Below are 13,557 nucleotides of genomic sequence, written 5' to 3' on the forward strand. Positions count from 1 at the left end.
GTGGAGTGATGGAATCGGTTTAGGTCTCGCAGGCTACGCCGTCGGAGTCGCGGTCCAGCGCGGCTCGGTAACCGGCCTGCCCGGCATAGATGGGCGCGGCACCTGCTGCCTTGGCCGCCGTGCAGTTGGCGTAGTAGACGGCAGCCGGCGCGGCAGGAGCCGGTGCCGGCGCCGGAGCGGGAACGGGAGCTACAGGTGCGGGGGCGGGTGCCACAGGAGCCGGAGCAGGAGCTACCGGGGCAGCTGCCACCGCTGGTGCAGGTTCAGGAGCTGGCGCAGGCGCAGCTGGAGCCTGCTGATTTGTTGGTGCGAGCTGACCGCTGCAATCGGCGAGAATCCTCGCCATTGCGTCGTGCTCCGCCTGGGTAATCCAAAGGCTGTAGGTTGCCTTCACCGAAATCTGCCGGGCAACGTATTCGCACCGGAAACCCTTATTCGGTGGCAGCCAGGTGGCCGCGTCGCCGTTGCCCTTTTTCATGTTGGTGGGACCGTCTGTCGACTGCAGGTTCAGTGGGTCATTGGCGAAGGCCGTCCGCTGTTCCATGGTCAGCTGCTGTGCGCCCTTCTGCCAGGCGTCGCTGAGGGCAACAACGTGGTCGATCTGGACGGCGCTACTGGTCGCGGCCCCGCGCAAGAAGTTGATACCGGTTCCCGTGTAGGGGTCAGCCAGAATGCCGGACTGCACCTTGCAGGGGACGCTGTTTGTGTACCTGATGCCGGTTAGGTCGCGTTTGAGCATGTCATTCCGGGTATCGCAGCCGTTACGGTCGACGTCTGCCCACGCCTGTCCGAAAAGCGCGCGGTCATATCCCGTTTTCGGTGCCCGGCCTTTGATGGGAAGGGTGGCCAGAAGGTCCATGGCTTTGGTGGCGAAGGCCGGCTGCGTCTTCGGAGCCGTTACGGTGACGCCCTGCGCCAAGAGGTACGGGGTATCAGGATCAAGCGGTGCGCCTGTTGCCTGGGCAGTTGGAGCGGACGACGGCGTCGGGGCGGCTTTGGCACTTGCGGCGGCTATCGCGGTGGCTGGTGAAGCATTTCTCTCGGAGGAGGCGGCCTCAAGGTCCCCCGCAGTCGTTCGTGGCAAGGCGACCGCGCCGGCGACAAACAGAGCAAAGGACACGGCCAAGGCGATGGCCCCCGCCTTCCGCTTCTCCGGCAGCCACGCCCAGGAACGGCGTCCGGTGGCCAGGACATAGAGACCGGTCAAAGCGGCCGAGATGCCAAGGAAGACCAAGGCGCCTCCAAGGCCGCCACTGAACGCCCCAAGAATCATGAAGAGGCCAGTAATGCCTCCGACGATGAAAGTGGAAGCGCGTGGGGTGCGGGGCGGCTTTGTTTCAGCAGAAGGTGCTGGCCCCAGGAGCGGCTCATAGTTCGGCATTTATTTCCCCCACTAACAAAGGCGCGGAAATTAGCCGGACCTTTTTTCATTCGATAATTGCGCCGAAGCCGATCCTATTTCTTCGAACATCCGGGGGACCTGAAACTGCGAATATCCTTGGAAAGTTTCATAAGTCTTGAGCGGTTCTTGATCAAGGCACGTCGCAATTGAGCATAAATACGACGCAGGACCGGAAATCGAGATATGAATCTCGAATTTGTTCCTAGGTCCAATAAGGAGGTGGACTAAGAACCGCGCCTGACTGCTTTTATATCCACCGTCACCGCACGAGGCGTTCTGGGACGGCACACCAATCCGGCTTGCCGGATACTGGAACGTCCATCAAAGAGTCGTGGGTCACACCCCTCCGCAGCAGTCAGGTGGACAAGCCGGGCTATTTTCGGGGATGAAATTACACAGCCTGGGCGTCCGGCGGGATTCGCTGCCTACTAGCCGTCCGCGTCAGAAATGTTCTTGAAGTCTGAAACAGACTGGAGGAAACCGCGGGACACGAAGTGCGGATTGTTGGTGTTGTTGAGCACCTCGATCAGGACCGAATCTCCATCCTGAGCCAGAATGCGATACTTATCGCCAGCCCGCAGTGTGAGTCCACCATTCTCTTCGCCGTCTGAAGTAACGTCAAAGAGTTCTCCCGTGGTGTCGGAAGTAGCGCTTTTCTTCCTCTTCGCACTTTTCGTGATTTTGCCCAAACCCAGTGTGCCCGCAACGGCCACCACGCCACCGATAACAAACCCTCCGCTGGCAACGACGGTCGCCAGCATTCTAGGCCCACCGACTTTCTTGGCGAGCTCTACAACCTTTTAATAGTCACCCAAATTGCTCATTTACGTCCCTCGTCAAGTAGTAATCTCGCCGATCCTAACAGCTCTGTGGACCTCATCAGATCAGGAAGCGGCCGCAGCCAGTCACGGAACGGACGTAAGTCACTGAGCTAACCGGCACCTGCCCGCCACTTGCAGCCGGCCCGGACCAGGGGCATAATGGTTAGCGTGGCTAATTAGCACTGCTAAGTATTTCCGGCAGAAGGAGCAGCAGGATCATGAGCGCCACCGAAACGTCGAACGCGGAGCCCAGGGACAGCATCAAGCCGGACATCCTTGCCATCGACCTTCGGACAGCCGTTATGCGCACCTCCCGCCGACTCCGGGTCGAGGCAACGGGCGACGTTATCACCCCCGGCCAATACACGGTCCTCGCCCAGCTGAACGCCAATGGCCCGCAAACCCTCCGCACTTTGGCCGACCGCGAGCACGTACAGGCGCCGTCCATGACCCGGATCGTCAACGCCCTGACAGAGCACGGCTTCGTCACCAGAACAGCCCACCCCAACGATGGCCGCCAGGTTCAAGTGGGAATCACCCAGGCCGGAAAGGCTGTCTTGGAAGAGGCCAGGGAACAGCGCACAGCCTGGCTGGCCCAGCGCGTCGCCGGACTCAGCGAGGAAGACCGCGAAATCCTCAGCCGCGCCGCCCACATCATGCAGGAGATGGCCGGCAAATGAGCGCCATGTTTCGCGCCCTGGAAAACCCCAACTACCGCATCTGGGCCAGCGGGGCACTGGTCTCCAACGTCGGCACCTGGATGCAACGGGTGGCCCAGGACTGGCTGGTCCTGACAGTCCTTACCAACCACTCGGGCGTCGCCGTCGGCATCACCACGGGCCTTCAGTTCCTTCCCATGCTGCTGCTCGGCCCATACGGCGGCGTGCTGGCCGACCGCTACCGCAAGCGCACCATCCTGCTGTGGACCCAGCTGGCCATGGGCCTCTGCGGCCTGGCCATCGGACTCCTGGTGGTCACCGGCACTGCCCAGCTCTGGCACGCCTACCTTGCCGCCCTCTGCCTCGGACTTGCCAGCGCCATTGACGCACCGGCACGCCAGACCTTCGTCTCCGAACTCGTGGGGCAGGACAATATTGCCAACGCTGTGGCCCTCAATTCAGCTTCCTTCAACACCGCCAGGCTCACCGGTCCTGCCATCGCCGGTGTGCTCATTGCCTGGGTCGGCACAGGACCCGTGTTCCTCCTCAACGCGGCCAGCTTCGCCGCCGTCATCATCTCGCTGTTCCGGATCCGCACCTCGGAACTGGCACCTAGCTCCCCCGCGGTCCGTGGCAAGCACCAGGTTGCCGAGGGCGTGGCCTACGTTCGCCGCCGTCCGGATCTGATGCTGATCCTCGTCCTGGTGGGCCTGCTTGGAGCGTTCGGCATGAACTTCCCCATCACCAATGCGCTCATGTCTACCACCGAGTTCGGAGTGGGAGCTGGGGAGTTCGGGCTTCTGGGCTCCATCATGGCCGTCGGCACCCTGGCCGGTGCGCTCTTCGCCGCGCGCAGGGCCGGACCGCGGCTGCGGTTCCTGCTCGGCGGGGCGCTGGGGCTGGGGTTCTTCACGCTGGTTGCCAGCGTGTCGCCGTCGTTCTGGCTCTACGCCGTCATCCTGATCCCTGTGGGCCTGGCGTCCATCACCTTCCTGAACAGCTGCAACACCAGCATCCAACTCTCGGTGGAGCCGCAGTTCAGGGGGCGCGTGCTGGCCCTGTACCTGGCCGTGCTTCAGGGCGGGACTGCCCTGGGGGCGCCGCTGATGGGATGGATCGGCAGCGAATTCGGTGCCCGCTGGTCGGTGGCCGCCGGTGGCATCATCGTCCTGCTGGCAGGCGTGGCTGCCGTGATCGTGGTCAGCCGGAGGAACCAGCTCACCTTCCGGGACGCCCTGCGGATCGCGTTCAACCGGAACAGCCAGCCCGCCGTTTAGGATCGACGACGGCGGCACCCCAGTTGGGCGACGCATCAACTTGGAACGATGCTTGCAGGTAATCAAGAGATGGAGAAGACGATGCTCAGAACCAGCCGTACATGACGCCTCGCACTTTTGCGGGCAGAGCGTACGTATATGTCGCCTTCATCGGAGGGTTGTGGTCTGCTCAGTGGCTCCTGTTCTGGGCAACCGGTGGAGCAATACCAGAGCCGTCACTTTTCGGGCTGTTCATGCTTGCCGTGATCTCACTCTTCTGGTTTTTCATGCCGCCTAAACCGTGGTTTCGGCTAAGGAACAAACCCGAGAAAAATTAGGGAACTGAACCTACAGAGAACGTGTGTGGCCCGGCTGTTGGCGCAGCCGGGCCGAACGCCTTCCTCGCCCGGCGTGGGCGACGGAGTACGGCATTCGGGAGGCACCCTAGCTTGGACGCTCTGCAAAAATGGCAGTTGCCGGATCCTTTATAGACTTCAACCGAGGTTGCTGATGAAAACAAATATCGCCATAAAAGTACGGAACTACTGGTTGCTTTTGGCCGCTATGTACGGACTGACCTTGAGCGTAGTAGCAATGGCCGACTGGCCGTGGCCCCTAGTCATGGGGATTGCCTTTGTTGTGTTCGCCATCTTGCAGGGCATCCAATACCGGCAAATCGGCCGTAACATCCAGGGCAAACTCGCCACCGCCAGCCCAGGAATTGGAATAGTCGGCAGCTTATTTGGAGCGGGTGCCGTCCTCATTCACGGTACGCCGGTCGCCATCTGGGCAGGGCCCGTACTGGGTCTGATCACCTTCATCAGCATGTACCTGTATCTGCAGCGTTTTGGACGCTTCTATCAGGGGCCATCCGAAACAGCTGTCTGATAACCGGCGCCACTCCGCCCGGCCCCGTACCCGCACTGACCGTGGTGCGTTCCTAACCCCGGATCCTGATGAAGCCCGTCTCATAGGCCAGGATCACGGCCTGGGTGCGGTCCCTGACGTCGAGTTTGGCCAGCAGTGAGGCAACATGTGACTTGACCGTCTCGCTGCTGAGGAACATGCCGGCGGCGATTTCGGCGTTGTTCAATCCCGCCGCCAAGTGTTCTAATACCTCAGCTTCCCGGGCACTAAGCCTCGCCAGCGTCTGACTCCTGTGAGCTGTCCCGTAACTGCCAGCCAGTTGGCGGATGGCATCCGGGTAAATGATGCTTTCCCCCGCGGCCACGGTGCGGATGGCTTGGATGATCTCCTCGGGCGGGGAGCGCTTGAGCAGGAATCCCGCAGCACCACTTCGCAATGCCTCGTAGACGTAGTCATCGCTGCCGAACGTCGTCAGGACGATCACCTTCGGCGCGCCATCCGCTGCGGCCAGCAGTGTGCGGGTGGCCTGAAGCCCGTCGATGAGGGGCATGCGGACATCCATCAAAACGACATCAGGCCGCAGGCTTCTGACGAGAGCAGGCACATCAGCCCCATCGCCTGCCTCGCCGACCACTTCCAGATCGTCTTCGCCGCGCAGAATCGCTTCCAGACCGGAGCGCACCAATGGTTCGTCGTCCACAATTGCCAAGCGGATCACAGCGGCGTCCCTTCATTCCCCCAGGGCAGGCCTGCTTCGAGGAGCCATCGCCCGCCCGTCTCCCGCGCTTCCAGCGTTCCACCCAGCATAAGGGCGCGTTCCTTCAGGCCGCCAAGACCCCGGCCTCCAGTGCGGATTCGTCCGCCCCGGACCTGCGTACTGTTGGCGACGGCGATGTACAGGCTCCCTGCGCTGCGGTTCCCCTGAACTTCAAGCTGCACGGAACAGCGTAAATCCTCTGCGTACTTCATGGCGTTCGTCAGGCCTTCCTGGATAATCCGGAATGCTGCGCGCGAAACGGCCGGAGGCACCGCCGTCGTACTTTCCGGAACTGAGGCTGACACCTCCAGGCCGGCCGACCGGCTCTGTTCCAGAAGCTGTCCCAAGGACTCCAGGGAGCGGCCCTGGCTCAGCAGGACCGCTTGTTGGTCCTGCCCATCGCCTGATGGCGAGCGCAGGATCCGAAGTACCTCGTCGAGTTCGGCGAGCGAGGAGCGTCCTGCGAGTTCGACGGCGGCCATCGCCACATCTGCGGCCTCCGGATCCGCTGCCAGCAGCCGACGCGCCGCACCGGCCTGAAGCGTGGTTACTGTGAGCGCATGGCCTATTGAATCGTGGAGTTCCCGGGCGAGTGCATTTTGGCGGGCGAGCTCGTGGCTTCGGCTCTCCGCTTCCAGCCGGAGCTCGCGCTGGGTGGGTCCGAGCAAGGCCTCAGCGGCCGGCTTCAAGCCGGCGCCCAGCACCAGTGAACCCAGCAGAACTGCGGCGCAGAGGCCAAGGAGCCAAGGCAGCGACGTTGCCTCAGGCACTCCCGGGGCAAGCTGTGCCAGCAACGCGTCAACCGTGTCCCGCCGTCCCGACGCGACCAGCAGCGGCGTGCTGATCAGCGTAGGGAGGGAAAACAGCAGACCAGCGACGAAGAGCAGCCCGCCCACCGTGGAGTAGAAATACCAGACGGCTCCCCTGATCCGGGAGGGCCAGGCGGTGCTGGCCGAGGCTGCGATTCGAGCACCAAGAAGTTCGACGGCGGCGATCCGCTGCATCGCTTGGGTGACCTGAAGCAGTGGCGGCACAAAGACGGCGGCGGTTGCGATAGCCAGGGCCGAGGCGGAACTGAACCAGTCCCTTCCAGAAACGAGCAGCACATCCACGGCCCAGGCCAGCACAGCGGCGATCGGAATTGCGACGACTCCTCCGATGACCAGATGGGTGGCATGGCGAAGCATCCGCCGAAATCGGGAGGGCAAGGCGTTGGTGAACAGCTGGCCGCGTCGAGGGAAGCTCACAGGTGCCATTCTTTGCTATTTCGGACGGTCAGTCACGTCGCCGCGGCGCATCAGCCAGTAGCCGTAGGCTGCAGAGGCCAAGGCAACAGCCCACACATGCAAGAGCAGAATCGGCCCAAGAATTGCCCAGTTGTCCCAGCTGAAGGGCGGAATGCCATCGCCGCCCGGCGCCGCAAAGGCGAGCCTGAACATGTCCGTGCCGGCAGGGACCAGGATCATCGCAACAAGGCCCGCCGGCACCACTGCAAGGCCAACCGGAACAGGCCTGCCACCAGCCGACGGCACCCAATGGGGCCACCGCCTGCCCCAGCGCTGGATCAGCCCCAGAGTCAGCAGTACGCCGAGAGTGGCCATGGTGGCCAGACCCAAGGCAGAGTTCGCACCTCCCGCAGCCAGCATCTGCTCTGCTTCTTGCGCACGGATGCCCAGGGGGATTCCCGCGGCCCAGAAGAAACGGGTCACGGCGTACAGTGCCGGGATGGCTGCCGCCAGTACTGTGATTGCCACTCGATGCCTGAGCACCAGGCGGCCGATTCCGCCTGGGGTTGTCCGGCCGCCATGAGCGGGAGCTTGATGGCTCAGCCTGAAAGTCAGCAGGAACCACATGCCGGCCAGAACGAAGAGCAGCAACTGATGCGTGAGGTCCGGAAGGGCCAGCTGTTCGGCACCGGGCAGTGTTCCTGGTGCAGCCCCGACGGCGATCATCAGGATCAAGGGCAGGTAACCCAGCATGGCCAGCAGGCGCGTGTCACCGACGATCACGAGGGCCATGAGCAGCGAAACTGCGGTCATCGCCACCGCTGCCCACTTGATCCCCACCCCGCTGACTCCCCGCAGTACCGGCACCGCGATCAGTGCCCCCGTCGCGGCAAGCACCAGCAACAGGGTGCCCACCGCCTCTGTGGGGAGGAAGCTCCGGTTGCCGGCGGCGAACGGGGCGCTGTTCACGGCGAATCCATGCCCGCTGGCCAGCCAGGCGGCGCTGGCCACCAGATACAGGAGCTCCATGCCCAGGAGCGCTGCAGCATTTCCCTTGATTGTTTTCATTGTTTTGCTTCCTGCTCTGCAGAGGGCGAGGACTCGAATGGTGTTGCCGAGGTGCGGCGCAGCCAGTACGCATAGGTGGCCAACGCCAGAGCCAGTGCCCAGGGAATCCATAACAGCATGGGGCCTACTGCTCCCAGGAAGTTTTCCGCTGCCTGCTCGTCCCTTCCTTGGAGCATCTCAAAGGCGCCGGCCAGGACGGGGACCCCTGCAGAGAATATGGCGAGCGAGACGATGGCTGCCGGCACCACTGCCATGGCGACAGGTACAGGCCTGCCGGCCAGCCCGGGCATCCACCGCGGGAAAATTTCACCCCAGCGCTGTGTCAGCCCCATCGTCAGCAGGGCACCGGCGATGGCCATTCCGGCCAGAGTCAGTTCCGCCGGCTCCAGCCGGCTCGCCTTCAGCTCCGCCAGGAATGCGTCGGTGATGCCCAGGGGAACGCCGGCCGCCCAGAAAAGCCTTGTGGTCGCATAAACAAGGGGGACGGCGACGGCGAACCCGGCGGCCATTGCGCCCCATCTGCCGGCAAATGACGCCAGGGGCGGCGGTGTCGCGGGGCGGGCAGCCCGACGGAGCAGGAACGCGAGCCTTACCCAGAACGCCGCCGCGCCGAGGACCAGCGCCTGGTGGATCACCGGAGGCCAGTCGAAATTTAGCATGGCGTCCCGGAATGGTTCGTGGAACCAGCCGAAGAGAACCATGGGCAGGTATCCGAGCAGCATCAGAACCCTCTGGTCCGCTACAAGGAGCAAGCTCACGGACAGCAGGACAAGGGAGTAGATGCCCGCCATTTTGACGGTTGCTGCTGAGACCATGCCATCCCTGCGCCGGCTCTGATTGATGATCATGCCCGCTACTGCAATGGCTGCCGCCGCGAGGGTGACCAGGAGGATTGCCGCTGCCGGCCAGCCCAGCCAGGAGAGCCAGCTTCCGTCCGCGTGAACGGCATCGCCGGCACCCATCGGAAATGGCCGGCCACTCAGAAGCCAGGCCAGCACTGCCAGGAGGTAGAGGATGGAGCCGTACAGAGCAGAGCGGGCAGCGCTGGTGTGCGAGCGGCGCTTTCTTGTGGGCCCGGACGGGATGTGCCGTTGATTGGTTGTTTCCATGCCTCCAGTCTTCGGAGTATTCCTCTCCTGTGACTCACCGTGTTGAGTGAATGCCTTCCCCCATTTGGGGGAATGTTCCTGGCCTCGGCCCTGGACGAGGACCAGCGGGGTCTCCGGGAAACTTGCCGGACGGCTGCGCTCAGCGCTTGCTGGGCGACCCCAGATCCGCCTGCCCGGCAGGGGGCTGGCAATGGCCCTCTCCCGGGCGGAAAATTGAAATCCGAAGGGTGGAGAGAACGAGGCATTGAGTCGGGGCACCGGACTTACCCTATGGGGTCTTGATTCAGTTCGGGCTGCTGGAAAGGAACCGTCGCAGTTCCCGTGGGAAGGGCGGGCAATGGACAATTACGAGGGGTTCATCGAGCGGCTCGACTCTGCCACCGCCAATCTCGAGAGGCGGAGGGACCTGCTGGATAGGTCGCTGGACATCGTGCTGGTGCTGTTCAGGCAAAACATCACCGGTCTTCAGCTGTGGAGCCAGCGGAGAGGGCGTGTCACCGATCTGCTGGACAGGCACAGCGGGCGACCAGCCGGATACCGCGCCCTCAGCGAACTGAACGACGCCGCCGTCCGGATGGAGATTCTGTTCCGGAACCGGACGCGACGGATCGATGAGCACATCGCCGTTATCCGCGAGCGCACAAACGTCATTGATAAGTCGCTCGTCGAATTGGAGAAAAGCAGGGCGAAGCTCCACTCGTCCCGGGTCGTGTCGCAGGACCGGGAAAATCTCAACAAGGCCATCGCTGAACTCTCCGGCACCGCTGACAGGGCCATTACCGCCGTCCCGGACGCCCGCCTGCGGGATGCCCTTCGGGAAGCACGGGAGGCCATCTTCCTGGCCGAGGCCCTACTGGAAGTAAAAGGTATCCAGCCATGACACTTTCGACACCCGAGCGGAGAGTTCTCGCCACCTTCACATCCGAACAGTGGAGCGGGAGGCCAGGCCAGGAAGCTTTCAGCCGACTCATCGGAAGCGGCCTGTTGGGACTGGTTGTGTGCCTGCTCCTGATGATTCCCGTTCCTTTTCTCAGGAACCCCGTAGCTCTGTTCCTGTTTACCGTCCTATTTGCAGCCTTGTCCACCACAGTGTCGGTCAGGACCAAATTCTCCAATGAAACCCAGTTCCTTCAGGAACTGACGGCCGACGTGAACGAGACCATCCTCCAAGTCACCGGCAACCCGAAGGACCAGCTTTCAATCGAGGATTTTCAGGATCTGATCGAGTCCGGGAACAGACTCCCGCTGAACATCAACGGGCTCTCAGGGATTGACCTCCGCGTCATCCAGAAACGCTCGCAGCAGGCTGGGGATCCTGCTGCAAAGTGGAATGCAAAAGTCACCACAACAACCCGAGTGGTCCTGACCGTCACTCCTCCCGATTACGGGATTGAGAGCTTCGACCGATTATTGGCTGCAGCCGAAGACATGTGAAAGGGCTCCTGTGAGCGTGGCCTCAGTCCGCCGTCGTCGTGGTGAGCCGGACCGCCGCCGTCGGGCTTGGGATAATGGATTCATGACCGATCAGGATCAGGACCGGGACCCCTGGGAGGAGTTCGACCGGCTTAAGCCCGCTGCCCCGGATCGTGTGCCAGGCTACCCCGGCGGAGAGCCAATGGGCTTTGGCTTCCGGACCGGTGTTCGCAGGGCACGCGTGGCCTTCGGGCTCGCCGTTTATGCGCTGGCACGAGTGTCTCCACGTCGGCAGAACGGTCACTCAGGTGTCGCTGAATGCGCTCTGCGCTCGAGCGACTCTGCCCGGTAGCGGATGGTACCCGAGCGCGCCTGCCAGGATCCAGCCGGAGTCGCTCTGCTAGCCTCGGCAAGGCTAAGAACGGATTTTTGGGGGACAAACGAAGTGAAGAACAGCGTGCAAGGGACGTCCGGGCTGGGAGTCAGTCCGCGCCTTACCGCCGCGCAAAAATGGTCAATCGCTCTGTCACTGATCGGGGCAGTAATTTGCGTGCCGGCTGCAGCTTTCTTTGGATTCGCCCTCGGGTATTACCCTTCCCGGATGGAATGCACGCCGGAGACGTTGGGTTCGGGCTGCTACGAAGGGGACCTCCTATATGCCAGCATCTTCTTCATCGTTCTTTTTACCCCGTTCTTTGTAGTGTCCCTGAACGTGGCCTTACGGCATCACAAAACGAGCCGACCGCTCGCCAACTGGTGGCCCCTCGCCGTCCTATCCGCGGTTACGCTAACAGTCATTGCGCTGTGCGTCCTCTCTGCTACTGCAAATCCGAACGAATACTTCTAGAAGCAGAAAGCGATGCCATAGTGGTGCCGGCGGACAGGCTGACCTTCCGGGATGCGCTCCGGGTCACGCTCAGCAGGAACTGCCACGCGGCCGTTTAGGATCGACGACGGCGGCGACACCGGAGCGCCGCCGTCGGCAGCGAATTTGAAAGCTGAAAAATCAGCTTCCATTTCATCTTTTCTCAGCGCAAATTCATGCAGCATTATTAGCTATGTTGTGGCCCAAAGATTTGCTCGTAAAACTCCTGGGAAATTGCAGCGCAAGTGGTCAGGCGCCGGGCTCCAGCAGCGAGCAAGTCAAGCCGCCGGACCATGTTGTGGTCTTTGTTCACGGCATGGGCAAAGCACTCAAGGGCGGAACGCTGCAAGAGTGGGCACAGCCGTTGGCACAGAGCCTCAGCGATTTCTCATTGGATGATGTGCCCAACAGTGCATGTGCGCCGCTGATCATCGATAAAGCCACAGCGGTTGGTGACACCCCTGAAATGCGCATGTGGGTCCTCCGGGAACATGAGCAAGGAAAAGAGCCCCTTTATACATCCATCCTCATGACTGAAGCCTCCTGGGGCGCAGATTTTGCACCAGCCACGGCCAACGACACCTATTGGTGGGGCTGGAAGATGGCCCCACGAGTATTCGACCGGTCAATGTATCTTTTGTGGTGGAACCTTTACCCGGGACGCATCTCCTTGAAGAACCCATTCTGGTTCCTAAAAAGGCTCCAGCAAATCGTCCTGTGCACAGTGGCGGCCGTGGTCGGTTTTATTCTTCTCGTTCCGGCACTCGTCCTTCTCGGCGTACTGATATTGCTTGCGAATGTTCCAGGAATCGGACGTTTTGTCGGCGCTTTCGTGGCACTCTTCGCGGATTTTCTGGGCGACCCGCAGGTCTGGAAGCGCCGTCCACTTCAGGCCGCGGCCATGCGGCAGCGGATCCGCCAGACCCTGGCGCCGTGGGGGAACCAGAATATTCCCGTCACACTGGTGGCCCACAGCCAGGGGGCCGCGGTGGCGGGGCAGGTTCTTTTCCAGCACGGCAAGAACGGCAGGATTGCGACGGTCACAAACTTTGTGACCGTCGGCAGCGGGCTCAGCCTGCTCGGCTACGCCCGATGGGGCGGGTCCGGGACAGATCCGGTAGACGACTGGATGAAGAATACAAATATCCGCTGGATCAACATGTGGGGAAAGTTCGACTTCGTTCCGGCCGGACCGATCAGTACCGATCTCAACGGGACCACCCCCGTGTTCAAGAAGGTTTTCGATCGGGACAATCCGGAAGAAGCGGGTCCCGGCCCTGAAGAGCATCCTGTCTACAACCGCGCTGCAGTCATTTACGATCACATTGTCTACTCCCGAAACCGCATCGAAGTCATCGACCCCATTGCCCGGCTAATCCTCCCGGCCAAGGCGGTGCATGATGGTAGGCCGCGGCCGCCCGAACACGCTGTGCCTATCGGCGACCAGGGTGACCGCAGGCTGAAACCGCACCGTGTCCTGGTCAAAAGCCTTACCGCCGCACGTGCCCTGTCAATCGGTGCAGGGATAGGAATGGCTCCCGCATTGCTGTTCAAACTTAAGTCGTTTGACTGGGCGGGGACTCTACTGCAATGCAGCACCAGCGAGGATGAACCCGGACCTTGGTGGTCCGTATGGCTCTGCAACGCCTCGGGTTTTAGCTGGGCTGCCGCCGGGGACTGGTTGGTTCTGGGCATTTTCGCTGCCGTTATTGCGGGTGTCTACATCGCCATACTCAACGGTCCACTCTGGCGGAGTTGCCATGGAATGGTGGAACGCCGACGAAAAGAAGCACGGAGGAGGCCTCACGGCAAACCCGGAGACCTCGCCCGCAACCGGCCAGGTAAGAAAACAGGGAAACCTTGGCGCGGCGTGTACCTGTACATTGCCGGTGCCTGCGTTGCCACGCTGGTACCGCTCTTTTTCGTAGCAGGAACAAGCGCAACGCTGGTGGGCGTCCTGATCGCCGTCGTCCTGTTTTCTGAAAGTTTCCGGGGGATCGGAATCACTCCGCTTGCCGCCCGGCGGACTGCATAGCGGTTCTGCATAGGACGCGCCCATCGAGTCGAAAAAAGCTAACCGACAGTCGACGGGTCTGGCCGCCCCAGCAGCGGCC

15 protein-coding genes are annotated in these 13,557 nt (G+C 62.1%); 8 read left to right on the forward strand and 7 right to left on the reverse strand.

Annotation, left to right across the window (positions count from 1 at the left end):
- Nucleotides 1-19: 19 nt before the first annotated feature.
- Both M1E02_RS16005 and M1E02_RS16010 read right to left on the reverse strand, forming a co-directional pair.
- Nucleotides 20-1,381, reverse strand: coding sequence for a GmrSD restriction endonuclease domain-containing protein (locus M1E02_RS16005; RefSeq protein WP_479375200.1), 1,362 nt, complete (start codon nucleotides 1,379-1,381; stop codon nucleotides 20-22).
- Nucleotides 1,382-1,830: 449 nt separating this feature from the next.
- Complete coding sequence (locus M1E02_RS16010; protein WP_479375201.1) at nucleotides 1,831-2,163, reverse strand: hypothetical protein; 333 nt, start codon at nucleotides 2,161-2,163, stop codon at nucleotides 1,831-1,833.
- 278 nt (nucleotides 2,164-2,441) lie between these two features.
- Between M1E02_RS16010 and M1E02_RS16015 the strand changes: the two genes are divergently transcribed.
- From M1E02_RS16015 to M1E02_RS16025, 3 genes are all read left to right on the forward strand, one after another.
- The gene (locus M1E02_RS16015) at nucleotides 2,442-2,903 is read left to right on the forward strand and encodes a MarR family winged helix-turn-helix transcriptional regulator (protein ID WP_479375202.1); all 462 of its coding nucleotides are present in this window, start codon (nucleotides 2,442-2,444) and stop codon (nucleotides 2,901-2,903) included.
- Entirely contained in the window at nucleotides 2,900-4,159 is a 1,260-nt protein-coding gene (locus M1E02_RS16020) for an MFS transporter (RefSeq protein WP_479375203.1), read from the forward strand. Before M1E02_RS16015 ends, M1E02_RS16020 begins: the two co-directional genes overlap by 4 nt.
- 489 nt (nucleotides 4,160-4,648) lie before the next feature.
- Nucleotides 4,649-5,026: a hypothetical protein gene (locus M1E02_RS16025; protein ID WP_479375204.1), complete on the forward strand. Its 378-nt coding sequence runs from the start codon at nucleotides 4,649-4,651 to the stop codon at nucleotides 5,024-5,026.
- Between the two features lie 52 nt (nucleotides 5,027-5,078).
- Here the strand turns inward: M1E02_RS16025 and M1E02_RS16030 are convergent, their stop codons facing one another.
- The 4 genes from M1E02_RS16030 to M1E02_RS16045 are packed head-to-tail and all read right to left on the reverse strand — an operon-like array spanning nucleotide 5,079 to nucleotide 9,165.
- Nucleotides 5,079-5,723 (reverse strand): response regulator transcription factor, encoded by a 645-nt coding sequence (locus tag M1E02_RS16030; RefSeq protein ID WP_479375205.1) that lies wholly within the window; start codon nucleotides 5,721-5,723, stop codon nucleotides 5,079-5,081.
- Nucleotides 5,720-7,009, reverse strand: a complete 1,290-nt coding sequence (locus tag M1E02_RS16035; RefSeq protein ID WP_479375206.1) for a sensor histidine kinase — start codon at nucleotides 7,007-7,009, stop codon at nucleotides 5,720-5,722. The genes M1E02_RS16030 and M1E02_RS16035 overlap by 4 nt, the downstream gene beginning before the upstream one ends.
- Before the next feature lie 15 nt (nucleotides 7,010-7,024).
- Nucleotides 7,025-8,056 carry a hypothetical protein gene (locus tag M1E02_RS16040; protein WP_479375207.1) on the reverse strand — a complete coding sequence of 344 codons (1,032 nt, stop codon included), beginning with the start codon at nucleotides 8,054-8,056 and terminating at the stop codon, nucleotides 7,025-7,027.
- On the reverse strand, nucleotides 8,053-9,165 hold the full coding sequence (locus M1E02_RS16045; RefSeq protein ID WP_479375208.1) for a hypothetical protein: 1,113 nt from the start codon (nucleotides 9,163-9,165) through the stop codon (nucleotides 8,053-8,055). Before M1E02_RS16045 ends, M1E02_RS16040 begins: the two co-directional genes overlap by 4 nt.
- 337 nt (nucleotides 9,166-9,502) lie before the next feature.
- Here M1E02_RS16045 and M1E02_RS16050 point away from each other — a divergent pair, with 337 nt between their 5' ends.
- The 4 genes from M1E02_RS16050 to M1E02_RS16065 all read left to right on the forward strand — a co-directional run bounded on the left by M1E02_RS16050 (nucleotide 9,503) and on the right by M1E02_RS16065 (nucleotide 11,425).
- The gene (locus tag M1E02_RS16050; RefSeq protein WP_479375209.1) at nucleotides 9,503-10,045 is read left to right on the forward strand and encodes a hypothetical protein; all 543 of its coding nucleotides are present in this window, start codon (nucleotides 9,503-9,505) and stop codon (nucleotides 10,043-10,045) included.
- The gene (locus M1E02_RS16055; protein ID WP_479375210.1) at nucleotides 10,042-10,599 is read left to right on the forward strand and encodes a hypothetical protein; all 558 of its coding nucleotides are present in this window, start codon (nucleotides 10,042-10,044) and stop codon (nucleotides 10,597-10,599) included. The genes M1E02_RS16050 and M1E02_RS16055 overlap by 4 nt, the downstream gene beginning before the upstream one ends.
- An 82-nt stretch (nucleotides 10,600-10,681) precedes the next feature.
- On the forward strand, nucleotides 10,682-10,930 hold the full coding sequence (locus M1E02_RS16060; RefSeq protein WP_479378255.1) for a hypothetical protein: 249 nt from the start codon (nucleotides 10,682-10,684) through the stop codon (nucleotides 10,928-10,930).
- A 93-nt stretch (nucleotides 10,931-11,023) separates the two neighbouring features.
- A complete protein-coding gene (locus M1E02_RS16065; RefSeq protein ID WP_479375211.1) occupies nucleotides 11,024-11,425 on the forward strand; it encodes a hypothetical protein in 402 nt (133 codons plus the stop codon).
- On the opposite strand, the gene M1E02_RS16070 is transcribed toward M1E02_RS16065, so the two are convergent.
- On the reverse strand, nucleotides 11,422-11,628 hold the full coding sequence (locus M1E02_RS16070; protein ID WP_479375212.1) for a hypothetical protein: 207 nt from the start codon (nucleotides 11,626-11,628) through the stop codon (nucleotides 11,422-11,424). The two genes, M1E02_RS16065 and M1E02_RS16070, sit on opposite strands and share 4 nt — an antisense overlap.
- Before the next feature lie 8 nt (nucleotides 11,629-11,636).
- On the opposite strand from M1E02_RS16070, the gene M1E02_RS16075 reads away from it, so the two are divergent.
- A complete protein-coding gene (locus M1E02_RS16075) occupies nucleotides 11,637-13,478 on the forward strand; it encodes a lipase family protein (protein ID WP_479375213.1) in 1,842 nt (613 codons plus the stop codon).
- The last annotated feature ends 79 nt before the right edge of the window (nucleotides 13,479-13,557 follow it).

The sequence above is a fragment of the Arthrobacter sp. Z5-13 genome (genome assembly GCF_056499105.1).